This is a genomic window from Tepidiforma sp., assembly GCF_034433535.1.
Classification (GTDB): Bacteria; Chloroflexota; Dehalococcoidia; order Tepidiformales; family Tepidiformaceae; genus Tepidiforma.
Genome location: NZ_DAOUAO010000127.1, coordinates 1 through 13,408 on the forward strand (window position 1 = coordinate 1; position 13,408 = coordinate 13,408).

Genomic DNA, 13,408 nt, shown 5'->3' on the forward strand with positions numbered 1-13,408 from the left:
CCCCGCAGCGACCCCGCCCGCCCCGCGGAACGCCGCCCACGGCCCCGCGAGCGCCTCCTGCGCCGCTGCCGGCAGCGCATCGAGCCGGGCGCAGGCCGCGGCGACATCCTCCAGCCAGTAGCGGTCGCACGCAGCGATAGGCGGGATCCCCGCCAGCTCGCGCCGGTCGGCACGGGTCTCCTCCGCCCGGCCGATGACGTCGTAGGCCGTCGTCCAGCCGCCCTGCCCCAGCGGCGCCGACATCGCCCGGGCATGGGCATTGAGGCGTTCGCGCAGCTCCCGTGCGCGCGCCGGGAGGTCCGAAGGGGGCGCCGGCGGCGGCGGTCCCGCATCGAGCGCGGCCATGATCTCCGCAATGACCGCGGCCTTCGTGTCGGCCCGCGCCCCGGCCCCGGCGTTGATCGCAAGGTGCAGGCAGGCCTCGCCGAGGCCCGCCTTCTGCAGGTTCTCCAGCACCACCTCCCGCGCCACCCGCTTCTCGGCCACGAACAGCACCGTCTTCCCGGCCGCAATCAGCTCGGCCACGATGTTCGTGATCGTTTGCGACTTGCCCGTGCCCGGCGGCCCTTCGATGACGAAGCTCTCGCCCGCGGCCGCCATCGCCACCGCCTCCAGCTGGTACGCGTCGGCGTCGATCACCACGTGCAGCGCCCCCGCCGGCACCCGCTCATCGATCGGCGGCCGCGCCGTGTCGACGGCACCGTCCTCCGACGGCGGCAGGCCCTCGCCCGGCACCGCCTCGCCGATGAGCCGCGCCACCACCGGGTTCGCCGCCAGCCGGCCGGCCGCCCGGTCGAGCTCCTCGACCATCGCCAGCTTGGCAAAGGCGAAGACATCGACCACCGGGCCGTCCGCCTCGACCGTCCACCCCTCCTGCGCCGCCACCGCCGCCTGCACCGCCGCCAGGTACGCCTCCAGGCCCTCGAACAGGGGCTGCCCGTCCTCGTCCTCGAACGCCGGCAGCCGAATGCCGTACTGGGCTCGCAGCACGTACGCCAGCGAAGGGTTCACCTCGGGCGCGTCATCCTCTGCGGTCGCAAGCCGCACGACCCGCGCAGCGCGGTCGAGCTCCAGGCTCACCGGCACCAGCACCAGCGGCGAACGCAGCCGGTGCCGATCACGGTCGACCCATTCGAGCCAGCCCAGCGCCAGGAAGAGCACCCGGATGCCCTGCTCGCGGTCGGCCGTGCGCGCACGGTCGGAAAGCCGCCGGGCGGCATCGAACGCCTCCCGGGCGCGCTCATCCTCGCCGGGGATGGCCGCCCCGGGGGCGAAGTCGCGCGCCCCGAGCTCGATGCCCGCCTCCTCGACGATGAACGCCTGCCAGAGCTGCTCTGCCGGGCGCGGGAGCCGCAGGTTCGCCCGCCCCGGCCGGTAGTTGATGCCCCGGTTGCGCCGCGAGACGTCGAGGAGCTGCTGCTTCCACCGCTCGATCCGCTGCCGCAGCCGTTCGCCCGGTTCCGGCGCGCCCGATGGCCGCGCGGCCGCTCCCCGGAACCCGAAATCGACGACCGGCTCGCTCCCCATCCCCGGCATTATAGGCGCGGTGCCCGGGCGAAACGGTCGCCCGGCCTGCCCGGTTTGCCCCGGCCGGCTGGGGACTGCCGCCCCTCGCACCCGGTAGCCTGCGGGACACGACCGCCGGGAGGCCGACAATGACCCGTGTCATGCGCTCGGGACGAACCTGGCTGGCGGCCTGCGCCGTCATCATCGCCGCCATGCCCTGGATCGCCGCCATCGACCACGACCACCGCGGCCGTTCCTTCCTGCTGGAAACGTCGATTGCCCTCGGCTTCATGGGGCTGGCGATGATGTGGCTGCAATTCGCCCTCACCGCCCGCTTCCGCTGGATTGCGCCCGGCACCGGCCTCGATACCCTGATGCAGCTCCACCGGCAGGCCGGTATCTCCGCTTTTGGGCTGATCGCAGCCCACCCGGTCCTCGCCATCGCCGCCCGGCCCGGGTTCGTCGACTTCTTCGACCCCCGCGCCAGCCTGGCCCGCGCCCTCGCCCTCTGGCTGGTCAGCCTGGCGCTCATCGCCATCCTCACCAGCAGCCTCTGGCGGCGGCGCTTCGGCATTCCGTACGAATGGTGGCGCCTCGCGCATGCCGTGCTGGCGGTGCTCATCGCCGCCATCGGGCTCGTCCACGTCCTCCGCGTCGGCTTCTACACCGACGCGGCCTGGAAGCAGGCGCTCTGGACCGTGTGCACGGCCGCCGCCGTCGGGCTGGTCCTTCATACCCGGGTCGTTCGACCCTGGCTCAGCTCCCGCCGGCCCTACCGCGTCGTGTCCGTGACCAGGGAACCCGGCACCTCCTGGACCCTCGAGCTCGAGCCGGTAGGTCACCCTGGCCTGCGCTTCCAGGCCGGGCAGTTCGCCTGGCTCACCCTGGGCGACCGCCCCTGGTCCCTCCAGCAGCACCCCTTCTCCTTCGCCTCAAGCGCCGAACGGCCGGGGCGGATCGCCTTCACGGTCAAGGAGCTCGGCGACTGGACCGCCGGCATCGGGAAGGTGCAGCCCGGTACGCGCGCCTTCCTCGATGGCCCCTACGGCGCCTTCACCGTCGACCCCGCCGCGCGCACCATCGTCGGCATCGCTGGGGGCGTGGGCATCACGCCGCTCATGAGCATCCTCCGTACGGCGCGCGACCGGGGCGATACCCGCCAGTTTGCCCTGCTCTACGCCGCCGGGTCCCTCGATTCCATGGTTTACCGTGAGGAACTTGAAACCCTCCGCAACCAGCTCCCCCTGGACCTGATGCTCCTCCCCCGCGAGGCGCCGCCGGGCTGGGACGGTCCCTCCGGCCTGCCCACCGCCGAGACCATCGATGCGCTCGTCGACCGCTACGGGACCGGCGGCACCGCGTACCTCATCTGTGGGCCGCCGCCGCTCATGGACCTCGCCGAGCGTCGCCTGCTTGCTCGCGGCGTCCCCGCCCGCGCCATCCGCGCCGAGCGCTTCGATATCGCCTGAACGGGAGGTTCGCCCATGCCGCACTACCTTCGCGTCCGCCGCCTGGTGGTCCTGCTCACCGTTGCACTGATCGCTGTGGCGCTCGCCTTCGGCGCGTGGCGCGCCGCCGATGACTCACCCGGGCGGAGCGGTCCGGGCCCCAACGCCGGCCAGCAGCGCACCGCGCCGTTCCTGCCACCAGAGCAGCCCGGCCAGCACGAGCGCGCCGGCCGTATCGCTGACCAGGTCGTTGAAAGTGTCCCAGGTGCCCTGGCTCCGGGTGGTCTGGAACACCACATCGCCCAGGTATTCGTACACCTCCCAGCCGATCCCCACCGCTACTCCGACTCCCACCGCGGCCGCGAAGCACCGGCCCGGAGCCAGCGGCCGCCCGCGGCGTAGCGCCACTGCCCGCAGCACCTCCCACGCCCCGGCCGTGACCGCGGCAACGCCCATGAAGTGGGTCAGCTTGTCGTACTCGTCGATGCGCGCGTAGAGGTCGCCATCCGTGCCCAGCACATCCGCGAACGAGCACACCACCGCGATCCCGTGCGTCAGCCACGAGAGCCCGCCCTCCCGCGCGAAGAGCGCTTCTCCCAGCACCAGCAGCAGCAGCGTCGCCGAGACCTGGAACACGAGGTAGCCCCAGAAGTCGGTGAACCCGGGCCGCAGCGCCTGCGCGAGGAGCAGGTAGCCCAGCAGGCCCCCGAGCGTGGCCGCCGTGAACTGCGCGCGCGTGTTCTCCGCCAGCGCCCGCGGCATCGCCCGGGCGGCAGCAGCCACCTCGCGCCCGGCCGGGGCCAGCTGCCGGCGCCACTGCCACGCCGCCGCCGGCCCGATGCTGACCGCACTCCCGATCGCTCCATCGACCCAGAAGTGATTGCCCGTCACCACCGTGGTGAGCAGCATCCCCGCCCCGGGGCCGGCCCCGGCGACCCACCGCCCGGCGCCGCGCCGCCGCAGCGCCAGCACATACCCGGTCAGCGCCAGCCAGCCCACGTGCAGGCTCGGGATGGCGGCGTACTCGTTGGCGAAGGCGTGCTCCCGGCCCGCCGCCGCCACGGTGTCTTCGATGCCCAGCCACGGCATCAGCCGCGGCGGCGCCGCCGGGTAGGCCGCGATGAGCACGATCGCCAGCGCCGCCGAAACCCCCAGCCCGTTGCGGTAGATGACATAGCGCTCGCGGTCCGTCGCGTACAGCCAGAGCAGCACCCCCGCGACGACCGCGAGGAACCCATGCGAGTACACCTCGTTGAACACCGTCGTTACCGGCTCCCAGCCCGTGAACCACTCCTGCACGGCGCGCTCATGGAACAGCCCCAGCGCCTGCTCGAGGTCCACCAGCCGCTCCGAATTGCGAATCGCGGGTTCCGGCGGCGACACCACCTGGAAGCGCGCCGCCTCGTAGGCTGCGAACCCGCCCATCACGAGCGCCGCCTCGCCCAGGAAGCGCCGGCCATCGAACCGCGCCCCGCGCCGCGCCGCTGCCGTGCCCGCTATCGCAATCGCGACCGGTATCGACGGGTGTCCCGTCTGCACGAACGCGCCGACCGCCCCGGCGGCCGCCACCGCCCCGGCCGCCACGCCGCCGATCCTCCAGAACGACCAGCCCGCGACCCCCACCGCCGCCGCAAACAGGCCGGCTTCCAGCGGGTGGGCCGGCAGGTGAAAACGGAGCGCCTCGAAGAACCCGTCCATCGAAGCACCTCCCGCGGGGACCTCGCTCGCCCCGGGGTCATCCGTTAACGGAATGGTAATGGAAGCCGGGCCGCGCTGTGCAGGCCCCGCCCGGGCCCTACTCCGGCGTGTACTCGAGCCCCGCCTGCGCCAGGAAGGCCGCCAGCTGCTCCTCCCGCAGCTCCCCCGCCCGCATCGCCAGCAGCGTCCCATCCGCGCCGATGAGGAACGTCGTCGGCATGCCGGTCAGCCGGTAGTGCGTGCCCACCGCGCCCTCGGAATCGAGCAGCGCCGGGTAGGTCGCGCCCAGCTCATCGAGGATGCCCACCGCCTGCTCCGGCGGCTCGCGGTAATCGACCCCGAGGATCACCAGCCGGTCGCCCAGGGCCTCCTGCGCCCGGATGAAGGCCGGGATCTCCCGCTTGCAGGGGTCGCACCAGCTCGCGTACCAGTTCAGCAGCACCACCCTGCCGCGGAAGTCCGAGAGCTTCCGAATCACCGAGGGGTCCCGGGCATCGGCCAGCGCGAAATCCGGCGCCGGTTTACCGATCTCCGGACGTTCGGGCACCAGCGGCCCGAGCGCACCCGCCGGGGCCTGCCCGCTCGCGCCATCGCCGCCCTCCTCCCCCCGCAGGAAAAAGAACGCCCCGGCGCCGAGCGCCAGCACCACCGCAAGCGCCAGCGCCGCATAGCCAGCCGCCTGCCGCGGCCTGCCGGCTGCCCCCGGTTGTTCGGTCATCACCCTCGAGTGTAGCCCATCCGCCCCGGACCGCCCGCTCCGCGTTGCCCTGCCGTTAACACAATCGCGTACGATCGACGCAGGGAATGACTACCGCGAGCGCTGCCCATCCCCGCGTTCTCGTCGTCGAAGACGAAGAGTCGCTGCTCTTCACTCTTGCCCACAACCTGACGCGCGAAGGCTACCAGGTCATCACCGCCTCCCGCGGGGACGATGCCCTCCGCCTCGCCCGCGAGAAGCACCCCGACCTCATCGTCCTCGACGTAATGTTGCCCGGCCTCGACGGCATCCAGGTCTGCCGCAGCCTCCGCCGCGATTCCGATGTCCCCATCATTATGCTCACCGCCCTCGGCGGCGAAGGCGACCGCGTCGCCGGCCTCGATACCGGCGCGGACGACTACATGGCCAAGCCGTTCGGTATGCGCGAGCTCATGGCCCGTGTGCGCGCCCTCCTCCGCCGCTCCGGCCCGCGCTCCCGTCCCGATACCGGCCCCACCGCCATCGTCTCCGGCGACCTCACCCTCGACCGCGAGCGGCGCGAGGTCACCCGCAACGGCCGCGTCCTCAAAATGAAGCCGAAGGAGTTCGAACTCCTGCTATTCTTCCTCCAGCACCCGGGACGGGTGTTCTCGCGGGAGCAGATCCTCGATGAGGTCTGGGGCTACGACTTCTATGGCGGTCCCCGCACCGTGGACGTCCACATCCGCTGGCTCCGCCAGAAAATCGAGGACGACCCGGCCAATCCCGTCCGCCTGCGCACCATCCGGGGGAGCGGCTACCTCTTCGAAGGCTGACCCATGAGTCGCAACCTCGCCGCGCGCGGGGCGGCGATAGCCGCCTGCACCGCTGCAGGCGGGTTCCTGCTTGGACTCATCTCCCGCGGGACCGGCTGGCGCGAAGTCCTCGTCTTCGTCGTTGGGGCCGCACTCGCCGCGCTCGTCGGCTACGCCGCCTTCTGGCGCCCGGCCCGCGCCATCGCCACCGTCACCGAGGCTGCCGGCCGCCTCGCCGAGGGCGAACTCGCCCAGCGCGTCCCCGATGAACCAGGACCCGCAGGCGAACTTACCCGCGCCTTCAACCTCATGTCCGGCCGCATCGAAACCCTCTTCGAGTCCGTCGCCTACGAACACGCCCGCCTCGAAGCCGTCTTCGATGCCTCCAGCGACCCGATGGTCGCCCTTGCCCGCGATACCCGCATCCGCTTCCTCAATCCCGCCGCCGTGGCGCTCTTCGGCACCACCATGGCCGATGCCCTCGGCCGGCCGCTCATCGAGGTCGCCCGCGACTACGAAATCGATGCCCTCGTCCGCGCCGCCGGCACCTCCCGCTTCGGACAGACCGCCATCATCAGCTTCGGGCCCGCCCGCACCCCCCTTCGCGCCGCTGCCCTCCCCATCCGCGAGGGCGGCGAATGGGCCGTCCTCCTCATCCTCACCGACCTCACCGAGGTCCAGCGCCTCGACCGCGTCCGCCGCGATTTCGTCTCCAACGTCTCGCACGAGCTCCGCACCCCCCTCGCTTCCATCCGCGCCCTCGTCGAAACCCTCGACTCCGGCGTCGACCCCGAAGACCAGCCAGAATTCCACCGCCGCATCCTCCGGCAGGTCGACCGCCTCACCCTCCTCGTCAACGAGCTGCTCGACCTCTCCCGCATCGAATCCGGCGCCATCCAGCTCCGCCCCGAGTCCATCCCCGTCGGCGACCTCATCGCCGAGGCCGCCAGCCTCCTGCAGGACCGCACCGAAGCGGCCGGGGTCACTATCATCGCCGAGGGCACCGACCTCAGCCTCGAGGCCGACCGCTCGGCGCTCCTGCGCGTGATCGGCAACCTGCTCGACAACGCCGTGAAGTGGTCCCCGCCCGGCGGCCGCATCTGGGTCGCCGCCGCCGACGAAGGCGACCTCATCGCCATCACCGTCCGCGATGAAGGCCCCGGCATCCCCGAGCAGGACCTGCCCCGCGTCTTCGAACGCTTCTTCAAATCCGATGCCGCCCGCGCCGGCGGCGGCGTCGGCCTCGGGCTCGCCATCGTGAAGCACCTCGTCCGCGCGCACGGCGGGACCGTCACCGCCGAAAGCCCGCCCGGGCAGGGCGCGACCTTCACCGTGCGCCTCCCCCGCCGCTTCGTCGGGCGGGCACGCGTCGTGCCCGGCGCCTGACGGCGGAACCTCCTGCCCCCGGCGCGCGTCTGTACCGGTAGCGCCGCCCTGCGCGCCCGGAGGCCGCCATGTTCCGCCTGCTCCGCTCACGACCCGTCGTCTTCTCCGCCGCCGCAGCAGCCGTGGGGCTGGCCGCCTTCGGCCTCGCCTTCGCAGCGCCGAACGGCGAGCCCACCCCCGCCGCTCCCGGCCTCTTCGCCGCCCGGAAATGACGGGATGTGAACGCCAATCCTTGACCGGCAATACCGCCGGGCCCATCATGGCGCATCCCTCAACCCGGGAGCGAACCATGTCCGGCATCCTCAAGGAATTCCGCGATTTTGTCCTGCGCGGCAATGTGCTTGATCTCGCCATTGCTGTCGTCATCGGTACGGCCTTTGTGGCGCTCGTGGATTCTGCGGTGACGAACCTGCTGACCCCCTTCATCGCGGCCATCGTCGGCCAGCCGAGCTTCGCCTCCATCAACCTCGATATCGGCGATGCCACCCTCGAAATCGGCCTCTTCCTCGAAGCGGCCTTCAACTTCATCGCCGTGGCCGCCGTCGTGTTCTTCTTCATCGTGAAGCCGGTCAACATCATCCTCGCCCGGCGCGCCCGCGGCGAAGCCCCCGCCGATACCCCCATCCCCGAGGACATCGCCCTCCTCCGCGAAATCCGCGACCTCCTCAAGCAGCGGCAGTAACCGGCCGCCACAGCCGGCTTCCCATCGGGTAGACTCCCCGCGCCAGACGGCAGCAGGAGAAGGAGGAACCCCCGATGAAAGCCGCAATCTTCCACGGCCCGCACCAGCCCCTCACCATCGAAGACGTCGAAATCGACCGCCCCCGCGGCCGCGAAGTCATCGTCCGCACCGTCGCCTCGGGCGTCTGCCACAGCGACCTCCACTTCGTCGATGGCCTGTACCCGCTCCAGGCGCCGGCCATCCTCGGCCACGAACCCGCCGGCATCGTCGAGGAGGTCGGCGACCAGGTCACCTACGTCAAACCCGGCGACCACGTCATCTGCTGCCTCAGCGTCTTTTGCGGCCACTGCGAAATGTGCGTCTCCGGCCGGCCCAACCTCTGCCGCGCGCCCAGCCGCCAGCGCAGCCCCGAGATGCCGCCCAAGCTCACGTGGCGTGGCCAGCCCGTCGTCCAGTTCGCCAACCTCGGCGCCTACGCCGAGAAGATGCTCCTCCACGAGAACGCCGTGGTGAAAATCCGCGACGACATGCCCCTCGCCGCCGCGGCCCTGATTGGCTGCGGGGTCACCACCGGCCTGGGGGCCGTCCTCAACACTGCGAAAATCGAGCCAGGGGCATCCGTGGCCGTGTTCGGCTGCGGCGGGGTCGGCCTCGCTGCCATCCAGGGCGCCCGCATCGGCGGCGCGCGCATGATCATCGCCGTCGATACCGTCGAATCGAAGCTCGCCAAGGCGAAAGAGCTCGGCGCCACCCACGTGGTCGATGCCTCCTCCCACGACCCGGTCGAGGCCATCCGCGACATCACCGGCGGCGGCGTCGAATACTCCTTCGAAGCCATCGGCCTCAAGCGCGCCGCCGAGCAGGCCTTCGAATGCCTCGCCATCGGCGGCACCGCCACCATCATCGGGATGATCCCCGTCGGCCAGAAAGTCGAACTCGATGGCCCCAGCTTCCTCCAGGAGAAGAAGATCCAGGGCTCGGCCATGGGCTCGAACCGCTTCCTGAAGGACATGCCCCGCTACGTCGACTTCTACATGCAGGGCCGCCTCAAGCTCGACGAGATGATCACCCGCACCGGCCGCCTCGAGGACGTGAACGAGGCCTTCCGCGCCATGAAAGCCGGCGAGGTCGCCCGGACCGTTCTCCTCTTCGACTGACCCGCTTCCACGCCCATTCGTCCCCCCGGGACAGCCAACGGCCCCGGTCAGTTCGACCGGGGCCGTCGTGTGCGCCAGCCGCTGCGGGCGCCGTCGGGTCAGTAATCCTCCGGCGGGGGCGGCGGAGCGGCCGGCGGCTGCGGGATCTCGGCCACCAGCGTCTCCGTCGTCAGCACCAGCGAAGCGATGCTGACCGCGTTCTCCAGCGCCGAGCGGGTCACCTTCACCGGGTCCACAATGCCCAGCTCGAACATGTCGCCCCAGGTGTTGGTCTCCGCGTCCCAGCCCTCGTTCGGATTGGTCAGCTTCTTCACCCGGTCGACGATGACGGCCCCCTCGAGGCCGCCATTCTCGGCGATCGTGAAGGTCGGGGCCTCCAGCGCCTCCATCAGGATGCGGATGCCAACCTTCTCGTCCTCGTTCTTGGTCTTCTTCTCCAGCGCGGCCAGCGCCTTCTGCGCCCGGATGAGCGCCACGCCGCCGCCGACCACCACGCCCTCATCGACGGCCGCGCGGGTCGCGCTCAGCGCATCCTCGACGCGTGCCTTCTTCTCCTTCAGCTCGACCTCGGTGGCCGCGCCGACCTTGATGACGGCCACGCCGCCGGCCAGCTTCGCCAGCCGCTCCTGCAGCTTCTCGCGGTCGAACTCGCTGGTCGCGTCCTCGATCTGGGCCTTGATCTGCTTGATGCGGGCCTGGATCGCCTCGTCGCTGGCCATGCCCTCGATGATGGTGGTGTCATCCTTGTTCGCCACCACCCGCCGGGCCCGGCCGAGGTCCGCCACCGTGGCCGTATCGAGCTTGAGGCCGATGTCCTCGGTGATGAGCGTGCCGCCGGTGAGGATGGCGATATCCTCGAGGATCGCCTTGCGCCGGTCGCCGAAGCTGGGCGCCTTCACCGCCAGCACGTTGATCGTGCCGCGCAGCTTGTTCACCACCAGCGTGGCCAGCGCCTCGCCTTCGACATCATCCGCGATGATGACAATGTCCTTCGTGACCTGCAGCACCTTCTCCAGGAGCGGCAGGATCTCCTGCACCGACGAAATCTTCTTGTCGGTGATGATGATGTACGGGTTCTCGATGACCGCTTCCATGCGGTCCGGGTTCGTCACAAAGTACGGCGAGACGTAGCCGCGGTCGAGCTGCAGGCCGTCCACGAACTCCGTTTCGAACTTGATCCCGCGCGACTCCTCGACCGTGATGACGCCGTCCTTGCCGACCTTCTCCATCACGTCGGCGATGAGCTCGCCGATCTCCTTATCGTTCGCGGAGATCGAGGCGACGTGTGCAATCTGCTCCTTCGTGAGCACGGGCTTCGCCTGGGCCCGCAGGTCCTTGACGGCCTCCGCCAGGGCCGCCTCGATGCCGCGCTTGACCGCCATCGGGTTGTAGCCCGAGGTGACCACCTTCATCCCGGCGTGGACCAGCGCCTGGGCCAGCACCGTCGCCGTCGTCGTGCCGTCGCCCGCCACGTCGTTCGTCTTCGTGGCCACCTGCTTCGCGAGCTGGGCGCCCATGTTCTCGAACGGGTCCTCCAGCTCAATCTCCCGCGCGACGGTCACGCCGTCCTTGGTGATGTTCGGCGCGCCGTACTTCTTATCGAGCACGACATTCCGGCCCCGCGGCCCGAGCGTCACCTTCACCGCATCGGCGAGGGCATCGACGCCGTCCCGCAGGCGCCGGCGCGCCGCCTCATCGAACAGCAGCTGCTTGGCAACCATTCCACATCTCCCTTCATCGCGACGAAGGGCGCCTCAGCACCGGCTTCCGGCCGGCGCCGCGCGCCCCCGCGTCAGCGAATGCCTAGTACTCGACCTTGCAGAGGATGTCCTTCTCGTTGAGGACGATGTAGTCCTGGCCGTCGATCTTCACATCCGTGCCCGTGTACTTCGCGTACAGGATGCGATCGCCCACGGCGATGTCCATCGGCACGCGCTTGCCGTTCTCATCCAGCCGGCCGGGGCCGACGGCAACGACTTCGCCCTGCTGCGGCTTCTCCTTCGCCGTATCCGGGATCACGAGCCCGCTCGCCGTCACCTCCTCCTGCTTGAGGGGCACGATGACCACGCGGTCAGCGAGCGGGATGAGCTTCGACTTGGTTTCCGTCTTCGAGGCGGTCTTGGCAGCCATTGGGGTGCACTTCCTCCTGGAACGTGTCAGGTTATGTGACTGGCGCCGCCATGTTAGCACTCACCATGCGAGAGTGCTAGACCCCCGGTGCACCGAACCCCCGGCCCCGCGCGCCCCCTCAGCCCGCCTCCCTCTGCTCGTCCGCCCACATCTTCCGGCCGTCGTAGCTCAGCAGCTTCTCCACCTCCACCCGCATCACCGCCCGCTCCGGCGCATCGAAGCGTGCGAACTCCCGGGCGTATACCTCCTGCGGCAGCTCCCGCTGCCCGCCCGCCGTGATCAGCTCGTGGATGAACCGGTGGACCGCCTCCCGGTCGGTGAAGAACGTCACCCGCCCCCGGATGGTCACCTGCTTGAACCAGTCGCCAGGGTCGAAAATCGAGAGCGAGACCGCCGCGTTGCGCCGCCACGCCCGGTACTTCGCGCGGTTCGGCGTCGAGGTCAGCCAGATGTGGCCGTCATACCAGCAATACGACATCTGCGCCACCACCGGCTCGCACGAGCGCGTCACCCACGCCACTGCCGCCCGGCGCGCCTCGCGCACGATCCGCCAGGCCTCCTCCTCATCCAGCGTGTAGCCCTCGATGTACTGCCGCGTCCACCACGCCGGGCGGGCGCCGGCATCGCCACTCGACATCATCGCCTGCCTCCGTTGGCCGTTCAGCCAAATCGTTGGCCGCGATGATGAGCCGGTTCGCCCGCCGCTGCAACCCTACCTTTCGAACACCGCCCGCAGCTCGGCCGGCACCGGCGCTTCCAGCTGGTCGAACGTGCAGCTGCGCGGGTCCCGGTCCGGCCGCCACCGCTGGAACGTCGCCGCGTGTCGGAAGCGGTTGCCCTGGAGGTAATCGAACGTCACCTCGCACACGAGCTCCGGCCGCAGCCGCTCCCAGCTCAGGTCCTTCGTCCCCGTCCAGCGGCTCGGCGCCCCGGGCGTGCGCCCCTGCCCGAACCCGACCCCCTCGTCGTCGGTCCGCAGCGGCGCCAGGCGTTCGACCAGCTCCCGCCGCGCGGCCGCGCTGAAGCTCGAGGTGTGCCCCACGAAATGCAGGACGCCGGCGTCGTCGTACAGTCCCAGCAGCAGCGACCCCACCGACCGCCCCTCTTCGCCCCGGTTCCAGCGGAACCCGCCGACCACGCAGTCAGCCGTCCGCAGGTGCTTGACCTTCACCCAGCCGCGCCTGCCCGGCTGATAGACCCCGTCCAGCCGCTTGGCGATGACGCCATCGAAGCCCGCGCCCTCGAACCGCTCGAACCACTCCTGCGCGGTGGCGGGGTCGCGCGTCGCCGGCGTCAGGTAGAGCGGAGGCCGGGCCGCGGCCATCAGCCGCTCCAGCCGTTCGCGGCGCTCCGCCAGCGGCCGGTCGAACAGCGGCGTATCGCCCTCGCGCAGGAGGTCGAACGCCACGAACGCAGCGGGCGTCTCCTGCGCCAGCCGGGCGATGCGCGAAGCTGCCGGGTGCACCCGCTGCTGGAGCGCATCGAAATCGAGCCCGCGCGGCCCCATGATGACGATTTCGCCATCGAGCACCGCGGGGCCGGGCAGCGCCCGGGCCAGCCCTTCGACCAGCTCCGGGAAGTAGCGCCCCAGCGGCTTCAGGTCGCGCGACTGGAGAAACGGCTCACCCGCGCTGGCCCACGTGACGATGGCCCGGAAGCCGTCCCACTTCGGCTCGTAGAGCCAGCCCTCCCCGCCCGGGATGGCATCCGCCGCCTTCGCCAGCATCGGCGCAATCAGTTCCGGTTCCACCCGCCCATTCTGCCCCTCCCGCGCACTCCCGTCAGATCACCCTCCTGCCCCCTGCCTTGCGGATCGGCGGGTCGGCGGCTCTCCCACCTCCAACCTCCCACCTTTTCCCGGCTCCCCGCTCCCGGCTCCCCGCTCCCGGTTCCCCGCTCCCCGCTCCCGG

At 70.8% G+C, this 13,408-nt stretch carries 13 protein-coding genes; 6 read left to right on the forward strand and 7 right to left on the reverse strand.

Annotated elements, in window-relative coordinates:
• The coding region (locus tag VAE46_RS07060; RefSeq protein WP_322796218.1) for a DUF4011 domain-containing protein at positions 1-1,527 on the reverse strand (1,527 nt) is incomplete at its 3' end.
• A 128-nt stretch (positions 1,528-1,655) separates the two neighbouring features.
• Here VAE46_RS07060 and VAE46_RS07065 point away from each other — a divergent pair.
• Positions 1,656-2,975 (forward strand): ferric reductase-like transmembrane domain-containing protein, encoded by a 1,320-nt coding sequence (locus tag VAE46_RS07065; protein ID WP_322796219.1) that lies wholly within the window; start codon positions 1,656-1,658, stop codon positions 2,973-2,975.
• 114 nt (positions 2,976-3,089) lie between these two features.
• Here the strand turns inward: VAE46_RS07065 and VAE46_RS07070 are convergent, their stop codons facing one another.
• Both VAE46_RS07070 and VAE46_RS07075 read right to left on the reverse strand, forming a co-directional pair.
• Complete coding sequence (locus VAE46_RS07070; protein ID WP_322796220.1) at positions 3,090-4,652, reverse strand: phosphatase PAP2 family protein; 1,563 nt, start codon at positions 4,650-4,652, stop codon at positions 3,090-3,092.
• Positions 4,653-4,749: 97 nt separating this feature from the next.
• The gene (locus VAE46_RS07075) at positions 4,750-5,370 is read right to left on the reverse strand and encodes a TlpA disulfide reductase family protein (RefSeq protein ID WP_322796221.1); all 621 of its coding nucleotides are present in this window, start codon (positions 5,368-5,370) and stop codon (positions 4,750-4,752) included.
• 86 nt (positions 5,371-5,456) lie between these two features.
• Between VAE46_RS07075 and VAE46_RS07080 the strand changes: the two genes are divergently transcribed.
• From VAE46_RS07080 to VAE46_RS07100, 5 genes are all read left to right on the forward strand, one after another.
• A complete protein-coding gene (locus VAE46_RS07080; RefSeq protein WP_322796222.1) occupies positions 5,457-6,164 on the forward strand; it encodes a response regulator transcription factor in 708 nt (235 codons plus the stop codon).
• 3 nt (positions 6,165-6,167) lie between these two features.
• On the forward strand, positions 6,168-7,529 hold the full coding sequence (locus VAE46_RS07085; protein ID WP_322796223.1) for an ATP-binding protein: 1,362 nt from the start codon (positions 6,168-6,170) through the stop codon (positions 7,527-7,529).
• 68 nt (positions 7,530-7,597) lie between these two features.
• Complete coding sequence (locus VAE46_RS07090) at positions 7,598-7,741, forward strand: hypothetical protein (RefSeq protein ID WP_322796224.1); 144 nt, start codon at positions 7,598-7,600, stop codon at positions 7,739-7,741.
• Positions 7,742-7,818: 77 nt separating this feature from the next.
• Positions 7,819-8,211 carry a large conductance mechanosensitive channel protein MscL gene (gene mscL, locus VAE46_RS07095; RefSeq protein WP_322796225.1) on the forward strand — a complete coding sequence of 131 codons (393 nt, stop codon included), beginning with the start codon at positions 7,819-7,821 and terminating at the stop codon, positions 8,209-8,211.
• A 74-nt stretch (positions 8,212-8,285) separates the two neighbouring features.
• Positions 8,286-9,368 (forward strand): Zn-dependent alcohol dehydrogenase, encoded by a 1,083-nt coding sequence (locus tag VAE46_RS07100; RefSeq protein ID WP_322796226.1) that lies wholly within the window; start codon positions 8,286-8,288, stop codon positions 9,366-9,368.
• Between the two features lie 98 nt (positions 9,369-9,466).
• Here VAE46_RS07100 and groL read toward each other — a convergent pair whose 3' ends face one another.
• The 4 genes from groL to VAE46_RS07120 form a co-directional block, all read right to left on the reverse strand.
• Complete coding sequence (gene groL, locus VAE46_RS07105) at positions 9,467-11,089, reverse strand: chaperonin GroEL (RefSeq protein ID WP_322796227.1); 1,623 nt, start codon at positions 11,087-11,089, stop codon at positions 9,467-9,469.
• 82 nt (positions 11,090-11,171) lie between these two features.
• Positions 11,172-11,498 carry a co-chaperone GroES gene (gene groES / locus VAE46_RS07110; protein WP_322796228.1) on the reverse strand — a complete coding sequence of 109 codons (327 nt, stop codon included), beginning with the start codon at positions 11,496-11,498 and terminating at the stop codon, positions 11,172-11,174.
• A 118-nt stretch (positions 11,499-11,616) separates the two neighbouring features.
• Positions 11,617-12,138 carry a pyridoxamine 5'-phosphate oxidase family protein gene (locus VAE46_RS07115; protein WP_322796229.1) on the reverse strand — a complete coding sequence of 174 codons (522 nt, stop codon included), beginning with the start codon at positions 12,136-12,138 and terminating at the stop codon, positions 11,617-11,619.
• A 72-nt stretch (positions 12,139-12,210) separates the two neighbouring features.
• A complete protein-coding gene (locus VAE46_RS07120; RefSeq protein ID WP_322796230.1) occupies positions 12,211-13,248 on the reverse strand; it encodes an ATP-dependent DNA ligase in 1,038 nt (345 codons plus the stop codon).
• Positions 13,249-13,408 lie beyond the last annotated feature (160 nt).

Excerpts from the sequence above, each read along its gene's own strand:
- VAE46_RS07115 (WP_322796229.1), bottom strand. The coding sequence starts at position 12,138 with ATGATGTCGAGTGGCGATGCCGGCGCCCGCCCGGCGTGGTGGACGCGG.
- groL (WP_322796227.1), bottom strand. The coding sequence starts at position 11,089 with ATGGTTGCCAAGCAGCTGCTGTTCGATGAGGCGGCGCGCCGGCGCCTG.
- VAE46_RS07080 (WP_322796222.1), top strand. The coding sequence starts at position 5,457 with ATGACTACCGCGAGCGCTGCCCATCCCCGCGTTCTCGTCGTCGAAGAC.
- mscL (WP_322796225.1), top strand. The coding sequence starts at position 7,819 with ATGTCCGGCATCCTCAAGGAATTCCGCGATTTTGTCCTGCGCGGCAAT.
- VAE46_RS07085 (WP_322796223.1), top strand. The coding sequence starts at position 6,168 with ATGAGTCGCAACCTCGCCGCGCGCGGGGCGGCGATAGCCGCCTGCACC.
- VAE46_RS07090 (WP_322796224.1), top strand. The coding sequence starts at position 7,598 with ATGTTCCGCCTGCTCCGCTCACGACCCGTCGTCTTCTCCGCCGCCGCA.
- VAE46_RS07075 (WP_322796221.1), bottom strand. The coding sequence starts at position 5,370 with ATGACCGAACAACCGGGGGCAGCCGGCAGGCCGCGGCAGGCGGCTGGC.
- VAE46_RS07100 (WP_322796226.1), top strand. The coding sequence starts at position 8,286 with ATGAAAGCCGCAATCTTCCACGGCCCGCACCAGCCCCTCACCATCGAA.
- groES (WP_322796228.1), bottom strand. The coding sequence starts at position 11,498 with ATGGCTGCCAAGACCGCCTCGAAGACGGAAACCAAGTCGAAGCTCATC.
- VAE46_RS07065 (WP_322796219.1), top strand. The coding sequence starts at position 1,656 with ATGACCCGTGTCATGCGCTCGGGACGAACCTGGCTGGCGGCCTGCGCC.
- VAE46_RS07070 (WP_322796220.1), bottom strand. The coding sequence starts at position 4,652 with ATGGACGGGTTCTTCGAGGCGCTCCGTTTTCACCTGCCGGCCCACCCG.